General features: G+C 57.5%; 21 protein-coding genes. 9 read left to right on the top strand and 12 right to left on the bottom strand.

Translation table 11 applies throughout. The features are described 5' to 3' along the window. Positions 1–359: 359 nt before the first annotated feature. From O2597_RS14020 to O2597_RS14010, 3 genes are all read right to left on the bottom strand, one after another. The gene (locus O2597_RS14020; RefSeq protein ID WP_269525875.1) at positions 360–2,147 is read right to left on the bottom strand and encodes a UTP--glucose-1-phosphate uridylyltransferase; all 1,788 of its coding nucleotides are present in this window, start codon (positions 2,145–2,147) and stop codon (positions 360–362) included. Between the two features lie 30 nt (positions 2,148–2,177). Continuing rightward, the gene (locus tag O2597_RS14015) at positions 2,178–4,142 is read right to left on the bottom strand and encodes a phospho-sugar mutase (protein WP_269525874.1); all 1,965 of its coding nucleotides are present in this window, start codon (positions 4,140–4,142) and stop codon (positions 2,178–2,180) included. A 136-nt stretch (positions 4,143–4,278) separates the two neighbouring features. Then, positions 4,279–4,581, bottom strand: a complete 303-nt coding sequence (locus O2597_RS14010; protein WP_269525873.1) for an FtsB family cell division protein — start codon at positions 4,579–4,581, stop codon at positions 4,279–4,281. A 76-nt stretch (positions 4,582–4,657) separates the two neighbouring features. Here O2597_RS14010 and O2597_RS14005 point away from each other — a divergent pair, with 76 nt between their 5' ends. The 4 genes from O2597_RS14005 (at position 4,658) to uxuA (ending at position 9,045) form a co-directional block, all read left to right on the top strand. Further along, positions 4,658–5,476 (top strand): ExeA family protein, encoded by an 819-nt coding sequence (locus O2597_RS14005; protein ID WP_269525872.1) that lies wholly within the window; start codon positions 4,658–4,660, stop codon positions 5,474–5,476. Between the two features lie 54 nt (positions 5,477–5,530). Next, positions 5,531–6,259, top strand: a complete 729-nt coding sequence (locus O2597_RS14000; RefSeq protein WP_269525871.1) for a hypothetical protein — start codon at positions 5,531–5,533, stop codon at positions 6,257–6,259. A gap of 12 nt (positions 6,260–6,271) precedes the next feature. After that, positions 6,272–7,822 carry a sulfatase gene (locus tag O2597_RS13995; protein WP_269525870.1) on the top strand — a complete coding sequence of 517 codons (1,551 nt, stop codon included), beginning with the start codon at positions 6,272–6,274 and terminating at the stop codon, positions 7,820–7,822. 173 nt (positions 7,823–7,995) lie between these two features. Further along, positions 7,996–9,045 carry a mannonate dehydratase gene (gene uxuA / locus O2597_RS13990; RefSeq protein WP_269525869.1) on the top strand — a complete coding sequence of 350 codons (1,050 nt, stop codon included), beginning with the start codon at positions 7,996–7,998 and terminating at the stop codon, positions 9,043–9,045. Positions 9,046–9,338: 293 nt separating this feature from the next. Here the strand turns inward: uxuA and O2597_RS13985 are convergent, their stop codons facing one another. Then, the gene (locus O2597_RS13985) at positions 9,339–9,974 is read right to left on the bottom strand and encodes a ThuA domain-containing protein (RefSeq protein ID WP_269525868.1); all 636 of its coding nucleotides are present in this window, start codon (positions 9,972–9,974) and stop codon (positions 9,339–9,341) included. A 16-nt stretch (positions 9,975–9,990) separates the two neighbouring features. Continuing rightward, positions 9,991–10,635, bottom strand: a complete 645-nt coding sequence (locus O2597_RS13980; RefSeq protein WP_269525867.1) for a hypothetical protein — start codon at positions 10,633–10,635, stop codon at positions 9,991–9,993. Between the two features lie 191 nt (positions 10,636–10,826). Between O2597_RS13980 and O2597_RS13975 the strand changes: the two genes are divergently transcribed. The 3 genes from O2597_RS13975 to O2597_RS13965 all read left to right on the top strand — a co-directional run bounded on the left by O2597_RS13975 (position 10,827) and on the right by O2597_RS13965 (position 13,398). After that, complete coding sequence (locus O2597_RS13975) at positions 10,827–11,207, top strand: SpoIIAA family protein (protein WP_269525866.1); 381 nt, start codon at positions 10,827–10,829, stop codon at positions 11,205–11,207. Positions 11,208–11,316: 109 nt separating this feature from the next. Further along, positions 11,317–12,375: a FecCD family ABC transporter permease gene (locus O2597_RS13970; RefSeq protein WP_269525865.1), complete on the top strand. Its 1,059-nt coding sequence runs from the start codon at positions 11,317–11,319 to the stop codon at positions 12,373–12,375. Continuing rightward, positions 12,376–13,398 (top strand): ABC transporter ATP-binding protein, encoded by a 1,023-nt coding sequence (locus O2597_RS13965; RefSeq protein ID WP_269525864.1) that lies wholly within the window; start codon positions 12,376–12,378, stop codon positions 13,396–13,398. It abuts the gene before it with no gap. A gap of 35 nt (positions 13,399–13,433) precedes the next feature. Here the strand turns inward: O2597_RS13965 and O2597_RS13960 are convergent, their stop codons facing one another. From O2597_RS13960 to O2597_RS13930, 7 genes are all read right to left on the bottom strand, one after another. Continuing rightward, complete coding sequence (locus O2597_RS13960; RefSeq protein ID WP_269525863.1) at positions 13,434–13,817, bottom strand: Fur family transcriptional regulator; 384 nt, start codon at positions 13,815–13,817, stop codon at positions 13,434–13,436. Continuing rightward, on the bottom strand, positions 13,817–15,679 hold the full coding sequence (locus tag O2597_RS13955) for a TonB-dependent receptor plug domain-containing protein (protein WP_269525862.1): 1,863 nt from the start codon (positions 15,677–15,679) through the stop codon (positions 13,817–13,819). The genes O2597_RS13960 and O2597_RS13955 overlap by 1 nt, the downstream gene beginning before the upstream one ends. A gap of 261 nt (positions 15,680–15,940) precedes the next feature. Next, complete coding sequence (gene panD / locus O2597_RS13950; RefSeq protein ID WP_269525861.1) at positions 15,941–16,330, bottom strand: aspartate 1-decarboxylase; 390 nt, start codon at positions 16,328–16,330, stop codon at positions 15,941–15,943. Between the two features lie 126 nt (positions 16,331–16,456). Beyond that, positions 16,457–17,569 (bottom strand): ATP-binding response regulator, encoded by a 1,113-nt coding sequence (locus O2597_RS13945; protein ID WP_269525860.1) that lies wholly within the window; start codon positions 17,567–17,569, stop codon positions 16,457–16,459. Between the two features lie 77 nt (positions 17,570–17,646). Further along, entirely contained in the window at positions 17,647–19,089 is a 1,443-nt protein-coding gene (locus O2597_RS13940; RefSeq protein ID WP_269525859.1) for a hypothetical protein, read from the bottom strand. Further along, the gene (locus tag O2597_RS13935; RefSeq protein WP_269525858.1) at positions 19,067–21,208 is read right to left on the bottom strand and encodes a sensor histidine kinase; all 2,142 of its coding nucleotides are present in this window, start codon (positions 21,206–21,208) and stop codon (positions 19,067–19,069) included. The genes O2597_RS13940 and O2597_RS13935 overlap by 23 nt, the downstream gene beginning before the upstream one ends. Then, positions 21,205–22,917 carry a methyltransferase domain-containing protein gene (locus O2597_RS13930; protein WP_269525857.1) on the bottom strand — a complete coding sequence of 571 codons (1,713 nt, stop codon included), beginning with the start codon at positions 22,915–22,917 and terminating at the stop codon, positions 21,205–21,207. Before O2597_RS13930 ends, O2597_RS13935 begins: the two co-directional genes overlap by 4 nt. Positions 22,918–23,068: 151 nt before the next feature. Between O2597_RS13930 and O2597_RS13925 the strand changes: the two genes are divergently transcribed. Next, positions 23,069–25,120, top strand: a complete 2,052-nt coding sequence (locus O2597_RS13925) for an ATP-binding protein (protein WP_269525856.1) — start codon at positions 23,069–23,071, stop codon at positions 25,118–25,120. After that, a complete protein-coding gene (locus tag O2597_RS13920) occupies positions 25,083–26,285 on the top strand; it encodes an OmpP1/FadL family transporter (RefSeq protein ID WP_269525855.1) in 1,203 nt (400 codons plus the stop codon). Before O2597_RS13925 ends, O2597_RS13920 begins: the two co-directional genes overlap by 38 nt. The last annotated feature ends 11 nt before the right edge of the window (positions 26,286–26,296 follow it).

Genomic DNA, 26,296 nt, shown 5'->3' with positions numbered 1-26,296 from the left:
ATTCCATCGGGTCAGACTTGCGTAAAGGTTATCCGTGGGCTCGATCCAGCCGAGTGATTCAGTGAGTAGGCTTGGTTGCCTGAACCCCTCCGTCCCGGACAAGCCGGGACACCTCCCCTTGAAAGAGGAGGAGCTTTTACGTTCCCGCTCCGTATGAGTGAACGCGGGTAACCCCGGCCGACATGTGGAGTCAGCCCGTGAAGCCAACCACCAACATATAGCTCCTCCCCTGCATCAGGGGAGGGGGACCGCGCAGCGGTGGAGGGGTTCAACGCACACTGCCCTGTCGTTGACGATGTATACAAAAAAGCCCCGGCCATCTCGACCGGGGCTTTCATTTAAATAAGAACGGTAAACGGCTATTCGACCGTATACTCGCCGGGTTCGGTAAAGCAGTGGACCTCGGCACCGCGGTCTTCGATGCGGTAGCCGCGGATGCGCAAGTATTCCGGAGTGGCTTCGTCGGCGAGTTCCACGTCCGTCAGTTCGACGATTTGGAAGCCGTCGTTTGCCACCTTGCGATTGCAAACAGTCACCTTGGCACCCTCACAGGCTTTGATCACGAGTGCAGCACCCTCGGCCACATCGACATCCTGCAATGTGATGTCTTTGCCTTCGAGCACCAGCGTGGCGTCGCCGGCGATACGGCCGCCCTGGATCTTCGAGCGGACTTCCTCTAAGGTCAAAGCGAAGGAAGGACGAAGGAGCACACGCGGGCCGGTAATCACGGGGATGCCAAGGATCGCCTTTTCATCAGATACATTGACCTCCACACCGGCGGCCTGCAGGCGCATGCGACCGCCCAGATAGAAGTCAGCCTCGGCGGTGGCACCGGATTCCGGTGGGCTGCCGGCAGCGGCCTTGGCAGCGGCGTCCTTGATGTTGTTCTTGTTCGCGGAAAAGCTCCACTTCCGGTCGAAGATAGTAACACCCACCTTTTCGTCGGGCCCGAAAAGCTTCGGCAGGTCCTGCATCATGGTCTCGAGGCGGGTCGGCTTCTTGAAGGTCGTCTTGCTTTCGTCGGCATACTTCGGGTTGACGAATTCGGCGATGATTCCCTTCGAACGATTCAGGATCTCGACATAGGAAGCCACCTTGATCACGAGAATATTAATGTTGCCGGGAAACATGGAGAAGCCCTGTTCGTTCGGCACATCCCCTTCCGGACTGACGGTGGCACGGAGCAACGGATCCAACTGGTTATATTCGACGTTCAGCGTGAGTTCCTTATCGCCCTTGACCAGCTTGGCGAGTCCTCCGACTGCTTCACCGGGGACGCGGTTGACGGCCATCGAGTTGAAATCGAAGTCCTTGTCGACGGAAGCACCGATCGCTGCAGGCAGCGCGTTAAAGGCTTGCCCGTTGGTGTCCTGAATAAAGGCGAAATGCTCGATGCCCTGCTCCGCCATCTTGGCGGCCACACCGCTAGTGTAGAGCAGCATGTGTATGTCCCCGTGGCCATGCGGCTTGAGGATGAGCTCGTATTTCTCCTTCAGGGCGAGGCGGCCATCGTTATCGGAAATCGCGGGCACCAGCTCCTGCTTGAGGATGTAGACCTGCTCCTTCTTAAGGCCGTAGTAGTTGTTCGACTCGAGCGAGGTCCGGGTCTTGGCTTCCGTGTCTTCGGAAACCATAATGATAAGCGGCACCGGACGCGGATCGGCCATGCGGGCTTCCATCGCCAGAAGGTTGGCGGCGTAGTGCGCGATGTAGGCCGTGGTCTCGGTCACCTCGACCGGAATATCGATCTTAATGCCGGAGTAGCCCAGCCGCTCACCAAGACCACCGGCGACCATGACAAAGGCGGTCTTGTCGAAATGCGCCGCACCGATCGACTCGTAGCGGTCGTATTCGGCATCGAACTGCGTGAGGTCGACTTTGTCCGGTTGCTCGGGGACGAAGCCCTCGAAGGGATTATCGCCTTGCTTGGCCTCGGCCAAGAGCTTGCGCGCGTTCTCGATGTAAGCGCTGAGGCCTCCGGGATAGGAAGCATTGGCATGCTCAAGCGATTCGACAAAGGCACACTTGGCCGAGTCGTTCACACCGGGCTCATCCCAGTCGGCAAAGAGGTGTTCCTGGCCGTTGGCACGAAGTTCATCCATGAGCGCCTGCTGGCCCTCGTTCGGGATCCATTGTTCGGTATCCATAAGATCGATCGAATTGATTGTGTCAGTCAATTAGCCTTCCGCGCGCTGACGGGCGTCGGCTTCGATGGCTTCGAGCATGTCCTTCATCACACCGGCCGCTTCGGCCTTGACCTTGAGCAGGTCGTCCGGATCGAGGACATCGCTACGGCCGAAGACGTAGAACTTGATCTTGGGCTCAGTACCGGAGCCACGAACCGCGAAGCTGTAGCCGTTGCTCAGTTCGAGGAAGTAGAAATCCTGCGGCGGGATCTTCTTGCCGTCGGCGTCGATGATCTCGTCCTTGCCGAAATCCGTGAACCCGGTGACTTCGACCTCACCGAAGGCCTTGGGCGGATCATTCCGGTAGGAGGTCAGGATGTTCTTGATCTTCTGGCTGCCGGCGGCGCCTTCGTAGTAGATATTGATGTTCTTCTCCTCGTAGTAACCGTGCTGCAGGTACAGCGAATCCAGCATCTCGGTGAAGGTCATCTCCTGCGCCTTCAAGTAGGCGGCCAACTCGCAGAACATCACCACCGCCGCATTGGCATCCTTGTCGCGCACCTTGTCGGTCGCGAGATATCCGTAGCTCTCTTCACCGCCAAAGACGAAGAAGGTCGAATAATCGAGCAGCAGGTCGGCGCGGGTCCAGACGTCACAGGCGTCGTAGTCGACCGCGATCCCTTCTTCCTCCATGAGCTTGGCCTTCATTTCGGCCTCATAGTCGGCCAATTTCTCACCGATCCATTTGAAACCGGTCAGCGTGTTGATCGTCTTCAAGCCATGCCATTCGGCCACGGCTTCCTGCATCGGGCTGGTCACGAAAGTCTTGATCAGGCACGCGCTCTCGCTGCCTTCTTCCGGGAGGATTTCGGCATCCTTCAAAGTCGCGATCCGGTATTCCGCCAAGAGCGTACCGATCTGGTTACCAGTCAACAAGATCATCTCCCCTTCGGGGTTGCGCACGGCCACACCCATGCGGTCGGCATCCGGATCCGTCGCGATCACCACGTCGGCTTCGGTCTCGTTGGCCTTGGCAATCGCCATCGACAGCGCTTCGGCATTTTCCGGGTTGGGCGACTTCACTGTCGGAAAGCGCGGGTCCTGCACCATCTGTTCCGGCACTTCGATCACATCGATTCCCAGATTCTTCAGGGCCGGGATCGAACTGATGGCTCCGGTCCCGTGGATCGGGGTGAAGACCACCTTGGCCTTCTGTTTTTCCATCACTTCCTTATCCAGCACCATCTCCTCGAGCAGTTCGAAGTAAGGCGCGTCGGCTTCCTCGCCCAGAACGATGACCTTGCTCAGGTCCTTCTCCAGGAACGGCGGCACTTCCTCCAGCGTCACTTCACCAACATTCGCAACGATGGTTTCGGCATGCGGGGAGACCACTTGCGCCCCGTCCTCAAAATACACCTTGAAGCCGTTGTCATGCGGCGGGTTGTGGCTCGCGGTGATCACCGCACCACAGGTGGCCTTGTATTGACGAACGGTAAAGCTGAGTTGCGGAGTCGAGCGGGGACCTTCGAAGATGATCGCCTGACCGCCGAGCTGCGTCCAGGTCGACGCCGCCAGCTCGCAGAAGTGGCGGGAAAAATGACGCACATCGTGGGCGATCACAAAACGCGGCAGGTCGTAGCGGCCACTCGCCTTCAGGTAAGCATCCACATAGCGGAAGAGCCCGATAGTCGCGCGCACGATGTTGAAGTCATTCAACACATTGGTTCCAACCGCCGGATGCGCAGGCGTGCCCTGCTCCGAAGGTGTCCCGATCTCGGTCGAGGCGGAGACGCGCCCGATGGTGCGGCCACGCATGCCGCCGGTGCCGAAGGCCAGGTTCTGGTAGAAGCGGTCGTTCAATTCGTCCCACTCCCCCTTTTCCACCAGTTCGGTGATGCTGGCACCCACCCAATCCGGTAGAAAATCAGCGCCCGCCCAGATCTTCAGGTTGGCGACTGTGCTATCAAGAAGGGAACCCTCTGCTCCCGCGGCTTCAATTTGTTCGATAAGGCTCATGGCAATTCGAGTGGATGGCTACTAAGTAAGAAAAAATGATTCGATAGAACGTGAGTCGGTCGAATGCAAACATCGATCCAATACGGAGGTAAAATCGAGGTTAAAAGGCGGCACACGCCTGATACCGGCTCCATTCTTATTCATCGTTGAAACGGAAGAGCAGCTCGTCCGGACGCGCATAACCAAGCCGTTCGCGCACCACCCGCTCGAGAAATTCGGGATCTTCCAGCATTTGCGCAAGATAGGCTTCCTTTTGCTCGAATTCTTTTCGAGCTTGTGTGAGTTTCGTCTCGATCCTAGTTTCCCGCGCCTTGAAGTGCTTGTACTCACGGTATGTCTGCACGATGAGCCCTCCGAAAAAGAATATCAGAACCATCAACACAGCGAAGAGCATCGCCAGAATGACGCGTTCCTTTTTTTGTGAGCTGGATTTTGACATGCGAACAGTGAAACAAGGCCATTTCACCGCTTTTGAAAAGGGCAATCTGCCTCGGACCTAGAAGATTCCCGCAGCTATGTATCAGGACTATTTTGGATTTTCGGAAATGCCCTTCCACGTGACGCCCAACCCGCGTTTCCTATATCTCAGCCCGACCCACGAGGAAGCGCTCCAACATCTGCGCTACGGGATCGAGGACAAGAAGGGCTTTATCGTCCTCACCGGCGAGGTGGGCTGCGGCAAGACCACCCTCTGCCGCAAGCTCATGGAGGAGCTGGATGCCGATAAAAATGTGGACACCGCGCTCCTGCTGAATCCCCGGGTCTCGGAAACCCAGCTGTTGCGGGGCATCATGAAGGAACTGGGAGAGGAAACCAAATCCCGGTCCAAGAATGACCTCCTCGACACGATGAATGACATCCTGCTCGACCGGATCGATAAAGGCCGGGAAATCGTCGTCATCATCGACGAGTCCCAGAACCTGTCCTTCGAGGTCATGGAAATGCTCCGCATGCTCTCGAACCTGGAGACTTACGACCAGAAGCTCCTCCAGATCATCCTCATGGGCCAACCCGAACTGACAGCCAAACTCAAGGAGGATCGCCTTCGGCAGTTCCGCCAACGCGTGCTGGTGCACTACGATCTCCAGCCCCTAAATGTCCATGAGGTCCAGCTCTACATCCTGCACCGGCTCTCCCTCGCCGGCAGCAACGGCCAACCCCGGTTCACCGCGCGCGCGCTCAAAAAGATCGCCCGGGCCAGCCTCGGGATTCCCCGCATGATTAATAATATTTGCGACAAGTCCCTGCTCTCCACCTTCATCCGCAACGGCAATGACGTGAACTGGTGGGACGTGCGCCGCGCCCTCAAGGACATCAACCGGCTCCACCGCTGAGCCGACAAGCTTCAACTTTCCCTCGAACCCGCCAGCCGAGCGCCCTCCACCGACATGTCATTAATCAACCAAGCACTCAAGAAAGCCCAACGTGACCGCAACCCGGGACAGTCTGCCGCCGACAATGCAGAGAACGGAGGAGGCAGCCCTCCACCGAGAACCCCGGGCATGCACATGCCCCCCCCTCCGGGAGGGATGAATAAGGGCATCCTTTTCGGCGCCATCGCGGTCTTCGCCCTACTAGTCGGTCTCGTTGCCGGACTCACCGTGCTGCTATTGAAGGACCAGGAACCAGCGACCAGCAGCCCGGACAACGAAGCCCCTCTGGTGACCGAACAAAAAGCCGCACCGGCACCCGTCCAAGCCAGCGGGAGCGCTCCGGAAGCCTACGCTCCTCGTCCCCTCCCGCCTGTGACCGAAAGCACGCCGGAACCCGCAAGCGGGGGAAGCAGCACGATCGTCGACCAATTGCGCCAGGCTCGTGAAGATGCGGAGAGCAAAGCGGCTGCCGAAGCGGCAGCTGCGCGAAAGGCCGAAGAAGAAGCACGCCGACTGGCCGCGGCGAAAGAAGATGCCAATCCATCCGTCATCGACTGGCTCAGCCAGGCAAAGGTCACCGGAGTCCGGATTTCCGAAAGCGGCAGCAAGGTCATCCTCAACGGCAAAGCCTATTCTGTCGGGGAAACCGTCAACTACAGGCTCGGCCTGAAGATCATGGTCGTGCAGGAAACACGCCTCCTCTTCATCGACGGCAACGGGGTGAAATATATGAAAGCCCTTTAAGTTCCGGTCACATTGTCCGCCCCACTCGCCCTCTTGATGCACACTTTCCGCCATCGCCTCAAATCAGCCCTGTTACTACTGGGCTGCATCCAGTTTCTAAGCGCGGGAAAACCCAACGTGCTGTTTATCGCGGTGGACGACCTCAAACCGGACATCTCGGCTTATGGCGCGATCATTCCCACCCCGGGGATCGACCGCCTCGCCGAAGGCGGCACCACCTTTCTCAACGCCCATTGCCAGCAAGCCGTCTGCGCCCCGTCCCGGGCCAGCATCCTGACCGGGCGACGACCGGATGTCACCCGGGTCTGGGACCTGAAAACGCAGATACGCGACATCACCCCGGACATCCTCACACTCCCCCAGTATTTCAAGCAGCAAGGCTATCACACGCTTGGTGTCGGCAAGATTTTCGACCAGCGAAGCGTTGACGACGGGGCCGACTCGGTTTCCTGGAGCCAGCCCTTCACCGAGAACTGGATGCTTGATTACAACGAAAGCACCGGCAAGCCGACAGCGCATTACCACAATGTCCGTTCCCGCGCGATCGGCGCCGAAGCGGACGCGGCAGGCGTGGAAGGCTGGGGCGCACGTAATGAATTCCTGCATGAAAGGCGCGGCTGGCCGGTTGCCGAATGCATTGATGTGCCGGACGACGCCTACAGCGATGGAGCCATCCGCAAATACGCAGTACAGGAGCTCTCCAAGCTGGCCGGCAAGGAACAGCCCTTCTTTTTGGCAGTCGGCTTCCAGAAACCGCACCTTCCTTTCGTCGCACCCAAAAAATATTGGGAACTGATCCGCCCCGTCCACACCAAGCGGGCCAGCTTCAAGGAACATGCCAAGGGAAGTCCCGACTACGCATGGACCGATTTCCCAGAGCTACGTTCCTATAACGGCATTCCTGACAGCGGACCACTCAAACCACTGCTGCAACAGACCCTCATTCATGGCTACTATGCCTGCGTCGCCTACATCGACGCACAAATCGGCGCACTGCTGGACGAACTGGAAGCGCAAGGCCTGGCCGGAAATACCATCGTTGTGCTATGGGGGGACAACGGCTGGCACTTGGGTGACCACGGGCAGTGGACCAAGCATACGAACTACGAACAGGCCACCCGTGTGCCTTTCATCGTCAAGATGCCCGGTCAAAGTACCCGCTCCACGACGATGCCGGCGGAACTGACCGACCTGTTTCCCACGCTCTGCGAACTGGCGGCACTCCCACTGCCGGAGGATCTCGACGGCGTGAGCCTGGCCCCCACGGTGCTCGACGGACAGGAGGACCTGCGCGACTTTGCCGTCAGCCAGTATCCCAGAGGCGAACGTATGGGCTACGCACTTCGCAACGAGCGCTATCGTTTCGTCGCTTGGTACCAGACCGGTCCGGACCGTGCCGCCAACGGAGACGAAGCGATCGACGCGATTGAGCTCTACGACTATCAAGAAGACCCGCTGGAAACAGAAAACCTGGCTGAACTTGCCGGCTATGCGGAAACGGTAAGCCAGCTACGGCAACAGCTGTCCGATTTCCTCGCAACAGAGTCTGCGAAACGGCAATAAGCCTCCAAACCGGAGCAGGAGCGAGGACTTAACTCGGGTAGTTGCGCAACTAATAGCGTATCTTCCCCGTACCGTGAATGGATTCTGGGGTTGCCCGCAAGCGAGCATGTACTAGTCAGCCAGACTCGCACGACAGACTGGAACCTGTTTTAAACACAGAGAAAATTGAAGCTATGAAAATGACCATGCGTTGGTTCGGCGGGGATGACCCGGTAAAACTGGAACGAATTCGCCAGGTATTCGGTGTCTCCGGTATTGTGAGTGCGCTCCATGATATGCCGGTGGGATCCGTCTGGCCCCTCGAAGCCCTGATGGAACTGAAGGACCAGATCAATGCCGAAGGCCTCCAGTTTGAAGTTGTGGAAAGTATTCCGGTACACGAAGACATCAAACTGGGCCTCGATACCCGCGACCAGTACATCGCAAATTACTGCGAGAGTATTGAAAACCTGGGCCGGGCCGGCATCCGCACACTGTGCTACAATTTCATGCCGGTGTTCGACTGGACCCGCACCAACTTGAGCCACCCCTATGCGGACGGCTCACATGCGCTCAGCTTCAATTACGAAGAGCTGCAGAAGCTATCCAATTCCAGTGACCTTGTGGATGCCCTGCCCGGCTGGGCCGAGGTCTACACACCCGCACGCTTCAAATATCTGATGGAATCCTTCCAGGGCATCGGGCAGGACGCCATGTGGGAAAATCTCGAATATTTCCTCAAGAAAGTCATTCCGGTCGCCGAAGCTTCCGGCGTGAAGATGTGCATCCACCCGGATGATCCGCCCTGGTCCATCCTCGGGCTGCCGCGCATCATTGTCGACGAGGATGCCCTCATCCGCCTGGTCAACATCATCGACAGCCCCAGCAATGGCGTCACACTCTGCACCGGTTCGCTCGGCGCATCGCTCTGCAACGACCTCCCGCAAATGGTGCGCAAGCTCCACAAGCGGATTCATTTCGTGCACATGCGCAATGTCGCAGTGGTCGGACCAAAGAGCTTCCACGAAGCGCCCCACCTCTCCGCCATGGGTAGTGTGGACATGTTTGCGGTCATGCGGGCCTTGGTAAAATGCGGCTACTCCGGCCCGATCCGGCCCGACCATGGACGTATGATCTGGGGTGAAATCGGCCGTCCCGGCTATGGTCTCTTCGACCGTGCGCTCGGCGCCGCCTACTTGCAGGGCCTCTACGAAGCGGCCCACAAGACCGTCAGCTACAGCTAGCAAATCACCGCACCCGCGGCGCAGCCAGCATTCAAAGTTCTTAACTTGGATGAGGCCGCACCGCGGGTGAATGGCACGACCTGAAGGGAGGGAGGCTGTCCCAGCCGCCGCGATTCGGCAGACCGAGCCCAGATTAACACGACTTGTTTCCGCGGCGCGGCAATTTTGTGAAGGCTTCGCATCACGAAGTACGTAGCACGGCGACTCAAAGACCACTCTCCTCTCAAATCACGCTTAAGGTAGTGCCATTCGCACCGCGGGGAGCGTCCACTCACTGCCGCTTGCGGAAAGCCTTAGCGCATGGCCCAGAGCAGCCCGGCTACGGTCATCTGGAGCACATACGGATGTGCATCAAATTCCGCGAGCGTATGGCCGAGCGCCGAATAAAAGACACGGCCCTGCCCCCAGTTCCGGGTCCAAACCACTGGCATCGTCACCGGCCCCCCGGCGGTCCGGTACTCCGTGGTCGCAAGGACGTCAACCGCCGGGTCGACCATCATATAATATTGCTCGGAATCATAGGTGAAGCGTTCCGGCAAGGCTGCGACTGCGGGATGGGCGGGTTGGCAGACATCGACCTCAAACAAACCGACATGCGGATGAGCCAGGAAGTGCCCCCCCACCATCCACTCGTATTCCAGATTCCCACGAAATGCATCGCCCATCCCCCCATGCATGCCTCCCAAGCCGGTACCTGCGTGAACCGCCTCAACCAGCGATTTGGTAGCCGTCGAGGACAGTTCGCCCATCGACCAGTTGGGCACGATCAAGTCATACTTATCCAAACCTTCCCGATCCTCCAGCACTTCCAAAGAGGCGGACAGCGTGGCTTCCACCCCATTTCCGGCCAGTTCCAGCGCCAGGCGTTCGGCAAACTCCTGCGGAGCATGCCCCGGCCAGCCTCCATAGACAATAAGGGCTTCTTTCATGGGAATCGGGCTTGGGTTAAAGCGCTGCGACAATTATCGCGACAATGCAGAGAATGGCAATCGCAAGTACCGCCCAGGCGGCCGGCGAAGTCCGGCATTTCACCCCCGGCGTTGCGGCGATAATCTCCTTGTACTCAGCCGAAAGCACCATGCTCCCCTTCGAAGAAAACAGCAGATACAGGATGTAGCCATTTATGATCGTGAAAATCGGAAAGCCCAAAAGCCCGATACCGGAAAGGATCGCCCCCGGCACTTTCACCCACGCACGCAGCTTGCGGTAGCCACGGCCGACAATGATGCTGAGAATCGCCAAGATCGAGTAGATCGTAATCATGGTGCCGAAGATGGCGCGTCCTTCAGGGAAATCCCGGAGCGTGATGCTCATGGAGAACACACTGAACAACATGAAGAACGCCCCCAGATAAAGCAGCAAGCCCAAGGATCTCAGCGATGACTCATGGCTGATGTGTGCTTCCCGGATGGCCACCCACTCCGAGCTTTCCAAGGCTGGCACCCCTTCCTGGATACGCTGTTGAAAAGCGTCCCGGCAATGGGGACAGACATGAATGGAACCTGCGGGGATCAAGTAGTCGGGGTCCACTTCGGCACCGCAGTTCGGGCAAACCGTCAGGCTTGGATCAAGTTGGGGAGAGTCAGACATGAAAAATCAGGGTTGAATGCGGGCCGGCCTCTCTGCCATGAGAACGGGCAAGGTCAAAGCTTAGCTCCCTCCTGTTAGCTGACAAGCAGATTAGATGCGTCAACCGGACCGCGGATTCGACAATTCCCCGACCTCCATCTATACTACCGGTAGACATGCGTTGCCCGCATCACATGAACGAAAGGACCCCCATGAAAACCATACGCCACGGACTCTCCATCGGCATCCACCGAGTCGGAGATCAATTCTTTCTCACCCTAAAAGCCACAGGCAAGCTCACCCACCGGGACTACGAAGTCATCACCCCAGTCATCGACTCCGCGCTGCAGGGCGTCAGCGCGCCCAGGATCAACGCGCTGATCGACGGCACCGAGCTGGAAGGCTGGGAACTGCGAGCCGCTTGGGACGACTTCCGGCTGGGCCTCAAACACGGCAAGCAGTTCGAGAAAATCGCCATCTTTGGAAACAAGAACTGGCAGCAGCTAGCGGCTAAAGTCGGCTCTTGGTTCATCTCCGGAGAAGTCAAATACTTCGAAGACGAGTTAAGCGCCCTCGACTGGCTCCACGCCTGAACGGTGCAACACAAGGCTGCGTGCTTCCGCGGCCGAAAGCTTCACAAATAGGCGGCCAGTCCGGAGCTTTAGTATTTACCTAGTCGGCTGATTGACAAGGCTGTGGGACTTGCAATCACCCGCACAGTCCAGCTCAAGACGCACCACCGTTCTCTTTCTTGGAATTGTGGCGGCCATTGCCGTGCTGGTGTTTTTCAGCATCGGGATTGGCAGTGTGCCCCTGCCCTTGTCCCAAGTGCTGGACTGCCTGTTGAACCGCCCGGAAGCGGATCCCGTCATTCGCCAGATCATCGTGCAGTTTCGCCTGCCGAACATTCTCACCGCGGTTCTGGCCGGTGGCGCACTGGCGACTGCCGGCCTGATGATGCAAACCGTCTTCCGGAACCCGCTGGCGGACCCCTTTGTGCTCGGAGTCAATTCGGGAGCCAGTCTGGGCGTGGCCATCGTGCTGCTCGCCCTGGCCCCCTCCGGAATCAGCCTGACCGACGGTCTCGGCACATCGGGACAAATGCTGATCGTGCTGGCATCCAGCGGCGGCGCAGCCGCGACCCTCTTTGTCGTCCTCTTCCTTTCTCGCCGGGTCGACATCATGTCGGTCTTGATCATCGGCCTGATGATCAGCTATACGGTCGGGGCTCTGGTCAGCATTCTGATGTTCTTCAGCATGGCCGAGCGCTTGCAGGCCTTCCTAAACTGGTCCTTCGGTGACTACGGCAACGTCAGTTGGTCGCAGATGCAGATATTTGCGCCCGTCATCCTCGCAGGCCTCGGGCTCTGCGCGATTCTGGTCAAACCACTGGACGCCCTCCTACTCGGAGAGCACTATGCCGCCAGCGTCGGCACGCGCACCAAGGAAGCCCGTTTTGCCATACTACTCGGCGCCTCGATTCTGGCTGGATCCGTCACCGGATTCTGCGGGCCGATCGGCTTTCTCGGGATTGCGGCACCGCACCTCAGCCGCTACCTCTTCCGCACCAGCAGCCACCGCGTGCTCATTCCCGCCTCGATCCTGATCGGGGCCCTCCTCTCCCTCGCTTCCGACTTTATCGCCAACGGCCCCGGACTGGACACGGTCTTGCCTCTCAATGCCATCACCGCACTGGTCGGGGCGCCGGTCATCATCGCGGCACTGATGCGACAACGTAACCTGAAACGACTTTTCGGCTAGATGCAGGAATCCACGGCACAACTCGTAGCGGAGGCACTGCAGATCGGCTACCACCACAAGGGAGAGGACCGCTGTGTCGCGAGGAATCTGCAGCTCTCGCTTCATGCCGGGGAATTTGTCTGCCTGCTGGGCCCGAACGGTGCCGGTAAGTCCACGCTCATCCGTACTCTCTCCGGCATGCAGGGTCCGCTCTCCGGCGACATCCGCTTGCAAGGGCAAAGCTACCGCAAAATCAGCCCGCGCGAGCGCGCGCGCCTGGTCAGCGTGGTGCTCACCGAAACGATTCCGGCCGGCCTCATGGATGCCTATTCGTTGGTCTCCCTTGGCCGGCACCCTTACTCCGGCTGGCTCGGCGGCCTCAATGCCGGCGACCGGGACAGTATCGACCGCGCCTTTGCCGCCGTCGGGGCTCAAGCTCTGGCGGGGCGCCAAGTCGCCGAACTCAGTGACGGCGAACGCCAGAAAATCTCGATCGCACGGGCACTCGCCCAAGAGGCCAAGGTCATGCTGTTGGATGAGCCCACCGCCTTTCTCGATCTACCACGCCGGGTCGAGCTGATGACCTTGCTTCGCGATCTGGCACACGCCCGTAAAATGGCACTCTTGCTTTCCACCCACGACCTTGAACTGGCCTTGCGCTTTGCCGACAAACTCTGGGTCCTCACTCCCGAAGGCGAATTGATTCAGGGCTATCCGGAAAGTATCGCCTTGAGTAAGGATTTTGCCCGTGTCTTTGCCAGTGAGCGTCTTGATTGGGACGCCGCCAGCGGCAGCTTTCGCGCACATCCGGTCCCCTGCCTGTTCGCGTCAGTCAACGGCGAGGGAATCGAAGCCAACTGGACCCGCCGGGCATTGGAACGACTGGGCTTCGGAATGACCGGGAAAGATACAAATGCCGCATTTTCAGTCCGGATCGAATGCGGAACAAACCAAGTGTGGAAGGTACGGCGAAACGGATCCGAACAAAGCTTTGAGCGTATCGACCGCTTCATCGACTGGGTCCGCAGCGAAAACTGGACCTAAGTCCGCTTCGAATAAAACCAAGCCGGTCTCAGGTACTATCCTTTCCGGACCTTGCCTTCGCAATCGGGGCAGGTCCCCGAATAAATCACTTCGCCACCGCTGATATGAAATCCTTTGGGTGCCCGGATTTGGGGAAGACGCATGCTGATCGGCAAGTCGTAGACCCGCTCGCAGACACGACAGATAAAGTGCGGGTGCTCCGACTCGGCCGGTAATTCATAACGGCGTGGCTGACCGGGAAAATGCACCCCGATCAGACGAAAATTATCGCCCAACTCACGAATGGTCCGGTCGACTGTGGCCGATCCCAGTCGGGGTAGCTTCAAGCGTCCCTCCGCGAGGATCTCTTCACGCGTCAAAGGCCGCCCCGCTTCGCGCAGGACGGCCAGAATGACATCACGTTGCTTGGTTTGAATCATTAAAACTGGAAGCGCGCGCCGACATAACCGGCCCGACCCAGCGCAGGATAACCGGCAGTGAGCTCATACTCCTTATCAAACAAATTTTCAGCGCGGGCAAAAAATGACACGGTTTCGTTGAGCTGCCAATTCGCAACCCAGTTCACCACGACAAAATCACTCAACTCTGCACCACCATAGCCGACTCGATCAAAGAAGCCGGTCGCATTGACGCCGGTTGATAAGGACTCGCTCAGCTGCAAGCGAGCGCCAAACTGAGCAGTATGACGGGGACGCTTCACCAGTCGTGTATCCTCACTTTGATCACGTGCATCAAGATAGGTGTAGGAAGCAGTCACGCTGAACTTCGGATTAAATTCATATTTCATGCCGAGTTCGACTCCTTGGGTGCGTGCCCGAGCCACGTTGTAAGTATCACCAGTCCATGCCCCCGGATAATCTTCAACCCACTCGATTAGATCTGTAATTTCGTTTCTGAATACGCTGGCGGTTAGCTCCAGCTTCTGTTCAAGCAAGAATTGACGTACCCCAACTTCATAGGAAGTACTCTCTTCAGGATTGATCTGGGTACCCGGATTGCTGTCGAATATGATATCCGTCATAGTCGGAGGAGCATAGGAAGTGGCGAGCTTGGCAAAGAGTGAGGTATCGCTCGGCTCAAACTTGTAGATCAACTCAAGACTCCCCGTAAACTTATTTTCGTAGTCCGAGAAGTCGTCAGTACGGACCCCTCCACGTAACTCCAACGCATCGGTAAGCTGCCAGAGACCTTGGGCATAGACCCCAATTTGATCAAATGATGGCTTAATTGAAGAGTCGTAGCTGCTATAGCCTTTGTCTCGGCGATATACCATACCTGTGGAGAGGAGTATGGTATCACTGATAGAATAGTCGACCTGCAGGCTGACTTCGTCGGAGTCGAACCAATAGTCATATTGAGTCAGATAAAGGTCTCCAAAATAAGCACTTAAACCATCTTCCTCATACTCACTACGGGCGTAGAATAAATGAATCGAGAGTTCATCGGTGGCATACCTTATCCCCGGAGAAAGCAACCAGCTCTCAACATCGCTAAATGCCAGTCGAGAAGGGTCACTCAAACTATTCGGAAGCTCTTTTTCAGAATCAGTACCAAGAGCCATCAATTCTAAAGTCCAGAGGTCCGAGAGCTTATAGTCGAAGCGAGCCGAACCTGAATTGCGCTCGTAGGCGTCATTTGCGCGCTCATTTTCGGTACTTAGCTTGGTGCCCGCGAAACTGATGGCCCAGTCCTCGCCAGATGCGACCCCCGAAAGAGTTCCGGAATAATAATTATTCGAGCCCATTTCTGCACTCAACTCCATTCGGTTCTCTAGCACATCAAAGCCTGAACGGACCTGTAGATCAACGACACCACCAATACCATTCGAGCCATAGTTGACTGACGAGGCCCCCTTCTGCAGTTGCACACTCGCCAAATTGTTCGTCGAGATGTGCTCCAGTCCATATTGGTTACTCAGTCCCGCATTCAAACGCCGACCATTCATAAAGAAGGAAGTATGGTCGCTATTGGTTCCACGAACGAACAGCGAGCCAAGAGAGCCAGTTCCACCGTTTGACGTGACGGTCACGCCTGCCTCCCGCGACAAGGCATCCACGAGACTGCGATCCTGCCAAAACGACATATCCGTGTCCGAAATGTAACTGACCGAGGGTGAGACCCGGTCCATGCCCAGGGGCGTGCGGGTCGAAACCACCACGTAGGGAACGAGCTCATTGGTGCTCGGCTCACCGATTTCTTCAGCCGCCAAAGGCAGCACGCCCGCCGTCAGCAGCACGCCTGCGGTCAAACTAGAGGTTAAGCGCGAATATTTTATATCCATGCAGCGAGGCTAAAGCCGCACTCAGATTAAAATTCAAGCCCAGTTGATCATTGCGAACTATTCTCAAGAGTTGAATCGTGCCTCCAAAGCCGTTATGACCTAGGCTGCGAGTAAGTTAAGTCACAGAATGACAAGGGCTTAAGCATTTCCACGCCCCACAACTGAGAACAGTTCTCAATAATCAAACAAAGCGAAGCCTAATGCGACACCGCAGGAATGATGATAATGACGCATACCGGGGCGCGATCGACGCGCCTCGGCTTAAGAATAGGTCTCTTCGGCCACGAGGACGTTATCCGCGCGCACCACCTTCGAATTGCGCTCCGCCAAAACGAGCACCTTCGGTTTCCATTCCTTGGCTTCCTCCGGAGTCAACTCGGCAAAGGACATGATAACCAACAAGTCACCCATTTCCCCCTTATGTGCCGCAGCACCGTTGAGCGAGATGGTGTGGGAACCGCGGGGAGCCTCGATCGCGTAGGTTTCAAAACGCTCGCCGTTGGCGATATTGGAAACCAAAATCTTCTCATATCGCATGAGACCGATTTGCTCCATCAAACCGGCATCGATTGCCAGGCTGCCTTCATAATGAAGGGCCCGGTCTGTCACTTCAGCCCGTAAGAGCTTGGATTTAAGCAGTGTTACTTGCACGATGTTAACCTATTCGAGAAAACCCAGAATTGTCAAAAAGCGGCGAAGGTTGGCGACTTCGGCCTGTTTTGACAAACGCAAAGTTTATACCATTCCGGGAGAAATTTATCCGGAAAAGAGGAAAAATCAGGACTCTTCCAAGCGCAAGCCGACCTCGAAGGCAAAAGTGCTCCCCCGGCCCACTTCACTGTCGACCATGATTTCGGCCCCCAATTGATCGGCGATCACCTTGCAGAGTGACAAGCCCAAGCCCAATCCGCCATGGCTGCGCTTGAGGGAGGAATCCGCCTGGGTAAAGGCATCAAAAATGCGGCCGTCCGCGAGATAATTCGGATTGATTCCCGGGCCGGTATCCTCCACCGAAAAACGGAACAGCAAATCGGTCGGATTGAGGAACTGGTGGGTCAGTCGCACCGTCACCTGGCCGGCAGCGGTAAATTTCAAGGCATTGCCCAGCAGTTTCCTCAAAATGATGCGTATCTCGTTCTCGGCCCCCGAGACAAAAGCCGGCAGGTCTTGCGGGATCACGGACTTCAGTTCGATGGAGGGCGGAACTTCGGCATCCGCGAGGAGGCGTAGGATAAGAGTCGCCGGATTGAAGGAACTCTCGACCGGCTTCGCGTCACTCATGCTCAGCTTGGCGAATGTCAGGATATCCTGGACATGTTCAAAATACTTCATGCTGCAGTCGCGAATGGTCGCCACACATTCCTGCTGCTCCTCGTCCAGCGGGCTGTCCTGCAGGAGGTCGATAAAGCCGATGATCCCGTTCATCGGCGTGTTCAGCTCGTGGCTGACGATTTCGAGAAAGTTGGTCTTGGCGGCATTCACGTCCTTCCGGACGACTTCGTCCTGAGAGGTCTGGAACAGGTAGTTGTCGTAGCAACGGTTGACCACCGTCTGGATATGGTCGAGGTCGAAGGGTTTCTTCAGGTATTCCGAAGCCCCCAAACTGATGGCCTGACGCGCCGTCTCCAGGGTTTCAAAAGCCGTCAGCACGATCACCTCGGTATATTTGTCGAGTTTCTTGACCTCGCGCAGCACATCAATGCCGCTCAATCCACGCATCCGGATATCGGTGATAACGAGATGGAAAGGCTCCTCGGAAGATAGGCGGACCGCTTCTTCCCCGGACGAAGCGACCGATACCTCGAAATCATCACTAAAGATCATGCTGAGGGACTGTCTCGGCCCGTCCTCGTCATCGACGACCAGCATGCGCTTCGGTTTTGTAGTCATTTCAGGCAATCTAGGATGTCAGTGGTTCAGGATAGAGCCCGTACGGCAGGATATATGGCCGACGGGGGGGGAATAGCTCAAGATAAATTAACGACAGGATGAAGGAGTCGCGCCAGACGCTCCGCTTCAAACGGCTTCTGCAGAATGCCAGGAGAAGGCGACAGACCCAATTCGCGGGACAACATGAGAGGCTGCCGGTAACTGAGGTAGACCTGCAAGGTCATGGTTCCGGAAGCGGACAGGGCTTGATGCATCGCGGCAAGCGTACCGGGGTCGACGGCATCGGCATCAAGGACACAGGCATCCACCCGCCCGGCATCCATCCAAGACTGGACCTCGTCAAGATCCGCAACCAACTCCACACGCGCGACGCCCGCAAGCAGCAGCTTGACCGACTCCACCACCCCCGTGTGCGGACAGAGCAGCAGGACGACAGGTTGAAGTGCAGTTTGTGCACGTCGCATGGTCGACTCGGCTTGGTCCAGCCAAGCCTTCCCCGGCGCCCCTCCATCGGGCTCAATCAGGGCAGGTTGTAGGCAGAGGCGGAGATCCGACAACAGATCGCCCTCCTCAAAAGACGCACGTAATTGCGTACGCAACACCTGTTCGCTCCGGTGCCGGAAGGCGCAAAGACAGGTATAGGCATCCACTGCCTGCAAATCCCGGGCCTCCAGCCCGAAGGCGTCCATCCGCGCTTTCATCCAACCGTAGATCAATCCCGGCTTTTTCGTGTGATTCAACAGCAGGAGCTTCAACTGTGTCCCCCTCGCTTCATCGAGGTAGAGTTCCCGCTCCAGACTGAGGTAAAGCCGTTCCCGCGAGCCCGTCAGATCATGCACCACAAATGCCATGACGAGCTCAACCTCCTCGATTCGGAGTTGGCGCCCTTCGGCATAGAGAAAATGACCATCTATTTCGAAATGCAGCTGGCAACGATCCGCCTCGGCAGGAAGATCCGACAAGTGCTCCGCCAGCGTCGCCCGCCCGGAATCGCCCAAGAGGCGTCCGGCCAGCTTGTTCTCGAGAATCAGCGAACCGTCCCTCTCGAAACAGAGCACCGCCAGCGGGAGTTGACCGATCAGGTAGCGCAAGACCTTGGCAGCTTGGCGGTTACGCTGATACTCACCGGCCTGAACCAATAAGGCCGACACGAAATCAGCCAGAGCCCCCATCAGATGGAGATCCTCCGCATCAAAGGCAGCGCCGTCCTGCCGGCCCCGATAGCTCAGGTAGCCCGCCTCGCCTTCCTTTCTGGAAACAGCCAGAATCGTCTCGCCCTCATCCAATGCCTCGTAATCAGGCTCGTGGAGCCGGCTCGGGGATTCCGACAAGTGTGCCAACCCCAGCAAATATCCGTCTTTCTCAATCAGGGCGGAAAGGCTTTGCACGAAGCCCTGGTATTCGCGAAACCCCTCCAAGGCCTGCTGGAAAGCACGCAGGTAATTGACGGCCAAGCTGGCCCGTCCACGCTCCAACGGCATCGCCTCACCGTTCAACTCAACTGTTCGGATGGTCCCCATTTTTTCCGCTAAAATTCATACATTTCAGTGAGAGCACAAACTCGGCCCCTCCGTCTTTTCGATTCGAAACGGCCAAGCCGCCACTGTGGTTTTCCACAATGCGTTTGGAAATCGCCAGCCCCAGCCCCATGCCTTTCTTATCTGAACGTAATCCCGTGTCTTTGGAGGTAATGAAGGGATCAAAGATCCGCTCCCGGATCGCCTCCGGCACCCCCGGACCGTTATCCGCAATCCGAACCTCCAGCCAGTTTTCCCGTGACCGCACCCGGATCTCGCGGACATCAATTTCAAGTCTGGGAGATTCCACGCCTTCGATCGCATGCAGGGCATTCTCCATCAGGTTGTTCAACACCTGTACCAGCTGGTCGAAATTGCCGTAAACATGCTGCCCCAGGTCGCCTTTCATCTCGACGGAGACACCCTTTGCCTGAATTCCTGCCTCGTTGATCTGAATGCTTTCGCGCAGGATCGCACCGATCTCAACCGGCTGCATCTGGCCGACCCTGTTTTCCGAGAACATGGCGACTCCCTCGACAATGCTCGAAATCCGCTTCACGTCGCGCAACACGACCGACTTGAAGGAATCGCCCATCTTTTCAAGCGGCCGCCCGCTGTCGAGCAGTCCGGCAAGCGTCTGTATCGAGACCAGCGGGTTACGGATTTCATGGGAAAGTCCGGCCGCCATGGTCCCCAGTGCCACCAACTTATCGACTTCGTTCGACTTGCGCTCCAGGTCACGCACACGAAAGTTCAATCCGAGCTGCGCACCAATCGAGTCGAGCAGAGCGAGATTCTCATCCGGCCATATAGCCGCCCCGGGCAGGGAGCCGAGCAGGATGGCACCGTAGACCGTGCTCCCGGAAAGAATCGGGATCAAGGCGGCCACATCAAAATGTTGTCGAAGGTGCACCATGGAAGACTCCACATCCTCCGGCACTTCTCCGTAGATCTGGTCAAAGACAAGACAGCCCTTCTGCCCCTCCAGAAAAGTAATCAGGGGGTCATCCAGACGAATCTCAATGGCATCCCCCACTTCAGCAAAGGTCCCGCAGCGGTAGCGGCAGCTGTAAAGGCTGTCAAAGCTTCCCCGGATGAGCACGACCGCGCCGGGCACCCCCAGCACACTGACCAGGGCATCCGCCGCCCGGCGGTACAGTTCTTCCTCATCCGTGATCTGGCTGAGCGAATGCGGCAGGTCCTTCAAACGGGAAACGGTCGAGAGGTGTTCCTTGCGCAGCAGGACATCCAGCATGTGCTCCGCCCAATTCCGGAATTTCGGGACCCCCCAGAGGAGCACCGCCGACACAAAGAAAGCAAGCAGGCCGTTGAGCCAGTAATTGCTGCCGCCGAAGCCAGACCCGGTGAACAAACCGTAAGCCACCATCAACAGCACATAGAACATGGCGAAGGATCCGGCCAGCAGGATGAACACCAGCGCCTTGAACACGTCGACACTGATCCCGGTGATACGCCGGTTATAAATTCCGTAGCCGACCATCAGGAGGTAGACGAAAACGACTACATTCCCGTAGGGCGGAATCTCGATCCCGTACCAAAGCGGAAAATTTGTCACCCCACCGATAAAACCGATACTGGCACTACCAAGGACGAAATTGATCTGCGAGGAGCGCATCCCCATGTGTTGCCGGGCCCCGTACAACAAGGTCATCGCACTGAGCGGCACATAGAGCCCGAAGCTGGCGATGACCAAAGACAAACCCAGGCCCGCTTGCGGCCAGTACCCGTAGCTCGGGAAATGCGCCACATTCTCAACCAGCCCATGAAACGGTGCCGTCGCGACGGAAGCCCCCGCCAGGCAATAGGACAAGGCGAGAAAGAAACCGGATTTCTTTTCCGCCAAGGTCAGCGCCAGGTGAAAGAAAGTCGCCGGAATAAACGCGGCAAAGCAGATCAGGATATTGGTGAATAACAGTGCCGATGCTTCCGTATTGGTGATCTGCCAGAGTGCATACCCCAGAGTCCAGCCAGTAATGGTCAGGAGAAACAGGATGAAGCGGTTGCGCACCGGTCCGCGGCCACTGGCCGAATAGACGAAAATCGTCAGAACCACCGCAGCGAAGAGGTTCAGGATAGAGGATATCAGCAGAAAGGCACTCACTTGAATAACCGGATGATATTCGCCTGCCCGCCCAGCGACCTGAAATGATCATACTGCTTGAAACCGGCGGCGAGAGCCAGTTCCGTGAGCTCGGCCTCGGAAAAGAAGCCGTAAATGCCCGATTGCTCCTTCAACTTGATCCGACCGGCAGCCCCCAGCAGCTCCTGGGCGGAATCCGCGTTGCCCTGCGAACCTTCGTCCAAGGTAATAAATTCGTGATACAGCACAGTCATATCACAATCCGGCTTCATGCTGGAGACCACGGCCACCCCCCCGGGAGCAAGCATTCGGTAAAACTCGCGAAGGAGCGTCACCGGGTCCTTGAGGTAGGAAATCACCAGACTACTGCATATCTTGGCCACACTCCCTGCGGCAAAGGGGAACCGCCCTCCCTCGCGTGCCGAAGCCGCCGCCCCATCCGTCAACTTGTCGAAATCCATCCGCTGATACGCCAGGGTAATCCCGGAATAAGCATCAAAGGACTGCCGGAGCGAGGCATGGCGCGAGCGTGACTGCCGGGTGTAGGCCATCTCGATGCCTCCGGGCGTCAAATCGATCCCGAAATAAGCGAAACATCGGGCAAAATCGCTTTTGCTTTCAATCGCCGACCGCACCGAATGCAGGAGGCACAGCCCGAAGAAACCGTTCCCGCAACCGGCGTCGAGCATCACATCGCCCTCGCGCACCGTCCCAAGCAAGGTCTGCACCTTCTCGAAATACTCGATATAGACGTTCGCCTGCTCGATCGTCCCAAACTTGCCGAGGTAACCGTCCCAAAATTCACCTTCCGTCTCCTTGACGACGTATATCTGGCGCAGGCGGTTCCGTTCCTTCTGATTCTGCTTCAGCAGGCGTCGCTTGCAGGGGATCCGCAGGGTTTGAGACTCCGCGGCCAGCCCCTGCAGGCAAAACCGGGTCACTTGCTCCATGGTAGTACGGGACGCTTCAGGATTTTCACCGATTTCGTGGTAGGCCCCGTCGACAAAAACCAATTCGCCTCCGGCAAGTGAAACGACCTGCTCCACCTCCACGAGGTCCACCCAGATATCCTTGGAAGCATGCAGGTGCAGGACCGGCTTTCCGATTCGGCGCGCATCCTCCAAAGTCCCTTCCAGATCGTGCATGTTTTCCTCGACCAACCGATTGATGAAGTTGGCTGAATCAATATCAAAGCCCAGAATATCAATCACCCCCCAGCGCTGGCCCTCGCAGTACGTCCCGATAATATCCTTCTGGTAGATATTCTGGATGGTCTTTCGCAGGTTCACCACCCCCACCACTGAAACGAGGCGGGAGATCCGGGCCTCCCTCGCCACCGCACGATAGCCGCAACGCGCCGACAGGCTGTTCGACACCAGGATGATCTCTTCCGGTTCGAAGTGGTTTTCCACATAATTCACCGCATCCACGATATCGTAGACCGCGCTGGGCAGTGAAAACAGGCTCATCTCCCCCTCGCTTTCCCCCACATGACGCGTATGGTCGAAACGCAGCACCTTGAAACCGTTGGCCACCAAAAAGTAGCTCAGCCGCAGATTGTTCTTCTTCGTTTCCCCGTACTTGGGCGTGAGTATGATAAAACGGCCATTCCAGACCGACTCCGCCCCCTCGTCGAGATATCCGACAATCAGGGCACCCTCACGGCCGGGAAATGACACGCGACGACTCTCTATATCTGAAACCTCCTTCTGTTCCGATTCGCGCAGCATCCGACTTCTTTGTGAAGAAAACACAGGCCATGGCAACTTAAACCTCGGCTTCTTTACACAAGGAATTGGCGAAAACGGTAAAATCGGCCCTGCCGACGGATTACAAACTTGATTGCATAGGTCTAAGGTGAATACTTGAGCAATACTAGGTGTGATTAACATTCTGCTCATCGTGCGCGACGATCAGATCCCGGAATGTCTCCGGGAGCCATTGGCGACCCCGGACATCAGGACAGTCACACGCCGTTCGCCCGACGAAGCCGCCACCGCCCTGGATCGCTCCGTATTCGATGCGGTGATCGTTTACGCCGACGCCGACTTGCCTGTATTGAAGGAGCAACTACAAGCGCTCCGTCAGTCAAGGGACATCTTCATACTTGTCGTGGCTCCGGAATATTCCCTGGAGATGGAGACTGCTGCCATCGAAACGGGCGCCGACCTGTATTTTGCCGAACCGCTTCCCCGCCACAGCGTTCAGCGTATCCTGCGGCAGAGCGGACAAAAGTCAGGTATGGAAATCACACCGGCCCGGCGGACTCCGGCTCCCCCACCGCAACAACAAGGCAGCCCCGCGGCCCACTCCACCCTGCAAATCCTGCGCGATTTCTCACACGTGCTGGGCTTCAGTCTGGACTACAAGGCCTTCACCCAGCATTTCATCCTCAAGCTGCGGGACCACATACGCTTCAGCCGTATCGGGATCTTCCTCGAGCCGATGTCCAAGCAGATGGTCGTACGCAAGGAATCCAGCCAGTATTTGGAGTGTGTGGCCTCCCTGGGTCTCCCCTCCGACCTCATCGACTGCTTCCAACTCAGCCGTGACATCGGGATTGGCCACACCTTGACCGAGCGCCCCCGGGTGCTCAATTTGTCGCGCATGGAACCGGAGCTCAGCGACTACGAGCACCGAACCATCACCAAGGAATTCAAAATCCTGGGGTGCGAACTCGCCATCCCCTTGAGCGACCGCGAAAAAGTGATCGGCGTGGCCCTGATCAATAAACCGGTCAGCAACCGCGACTATACGGAAGATGAAGTCGAGCTGCTCTACCTGCTCATGGAAGAGCTCGGGATTGCCATCCGCAACAGCCGGCTCCACCACGAACTGGCCAATCATGGACAGCTGATCGAGGATGTCCTGGGCTCCATGCTCAGCGGCGCCATCGTCGTCAGTGAGAACCTGCAGATCTTGTACGCCAACGCCGCGGCAGCTCAGTTCCTCGACCGGAGGCCCGGAGACGGCAGCCGGCATGCCCCGAATTTTGCCGACCTGCCCGCACGGCTTGCCGGCGCAGTACACAAGGCCGTGGAAAAAGGTGAAATCTGCGACCCCTTCTTTACGCAGGGCCCCTCGGAAGGCGAGGTCTACCGCGCCTCACTGGTCCCCTTTGCCCATAAAGGCGAACTCACCCTCCTGCCCCGGCCGATCATGGTCGTACTGGAGGACTTCACCAAAATCGAGGCGAACAAACAGTCCGCCCTGGCCGACTCGCGCAACGAGCTGATCAGCCTCATCGCCGAACGCTTTGCCCACGAGATCCGCAATTCGCTCGTGCCGCTGTCAACCCATGCCCAGTTGATCGATAAGCGCATTGAGGACCCCAAGTTCCAGAAGTCCCTCAAGTCCTCCCTGCTCAAGGAGAGTGCGCGAATCAAACGCTTCAGCGAGCAGATGCTCTATCTGGCACAGCATTCCGCCGGCGCCGACGCCGACCTCGACATTGCGGATCTGATCCAGTCGGCTTTCAAGAAGGCCAAACAACAGCTCGTCGCCCCCGGCGCCAAACTCGAGATCGACGAGAACGCGATGAATGGCCCGGTCCAGGGAAACCCGGAAGCCCTGGCCTACGCATTCGAGGAACTCTTTATCAATGCCATCCAGGCCCACCCGGAAAAACCGGTCGTGCATCTGGATATTCAGAAAAGCGAGGAAGGCATCTTCCGCATTCGAATGCGGGACGAAGGCACCGGCTTTTCCGACGAAACCCTCGACCATGCCACAGAGCCCTTCTTCACCACCCGCAATACCGGTGTCGGCCTCGGCCTCTCGGTCGCACAAAAGGTTTTCCGTGAACACCACGGCTTCCTCCGCCTCTTCAGACGCACGCCGGAACTGAATTGGGACCTGGAAATTGAACTACCTGAAATCCTATCAACCGCAAAGAATGAGACAAACGACCACTCTGATCTCCCTCGCATCTAGCTTCCTGGCTATCCAGGCAATGGAGGCCGCCGCCACCCGTATCGCATTTGTGGACTCCTTTGCCACCGCCCGTGGCAACGCCTTTACCGCCACCGCCGACAACCCATCCGCGGTCTTCTACAACGCGGCCGGCTTGACCCAGCTGGAAGGCACCGAACTCCAGGCACAGGCCTTTGCCATCTCGCTGGCCTACGAGTACGACGGCGCCTCCGGCAAAGAGAAGATGGATGACGAGTTTCAACCGGTCCCCAGTTTCTTTGTCGCCCATAAGTTTGAAGACCGCCCCTTGGCCATCGGCTTCGGCAGCTACGCGCCCTTTGCCCTCGGCTCTGACTGGGGCAGCGATGCCGCCTTTGCCAACCCGCTCCTCGGTGGCGGCGCGGTGCCCTACGAAGCCGAACTCACCTATGTCAAATACCACGCGGTCTTCGCCTGGCAGGTAAGCGACACACTCTCCGTCGCAGCCGGCGCCAGCTTTGATGACTCCGAGATTGATGTGAAGTCCTTCGGGCTGCGTTTCAACGGCGACGACCGTGCCGCAGGCTATTCCCTCTCGGTCCTGTGGAAGCCGAATGAACAGCATGCCTTCGGCCTAAACTACCAGGCCAAGACCGACATCAGCTACAGCGGCACGGCCAAGGTCTTCATCCAGAACGAACTCTTCGCCGGCTATGTGCCGGTCGACACGACCGCCGATCTGATTTTCCCCGAATCCATCGTATTCGGTTATGCCTACACGCCCAATGAGAAATGGAATTTCGAATTCAACCTCGATTGGACCAATTGGGACCGTGTCAACAAGCTCAAACTGGACGACATCCCCGGCGCGGCCTACAACCTCAACTGGGAGTCATCCTTCATCTGGGAATTGGGCGCCACCCGCTTCTTTGACAATGGCTGGCACCTGAGCGCGGGCTATACCTACGTGGAAAATGCCGTGCCCGACCAGGAGTTTCTCCCCATCGTGCCGGACTCCGACCGTCACTTCTTCGCCCTCGGTGTCGGAGGCGAGGTCGGCCAGTTCACCTGGCAACTGACTTATCAATATGCCATCGCCAGCGACCGCTCGGTGGACAACGCGGAAGTCCACCCCTTCGGAGCCGTGGATGGTGACTGGGACCTGGACAGCCAAGCCGTGGCCTTCTCGCTGAATTACAGCTTCTAGGACAGCGGGCA

Origin of the sequence: Coraliomargarita parva (genome assembly GCF_027257905.1) — a bacterium.
GTDB classification, from domain to species: domain Bacteria; phylum Verrucomicrobiota; class Verrucomicrobiia; order Opitutales; family Coraliomargaritaceae; genus Coraliomargarita_A; species Coraliomargarita_A parva.
This window is presented reverse-complemented; position numbering and strand designations above follow the sequence as displayed.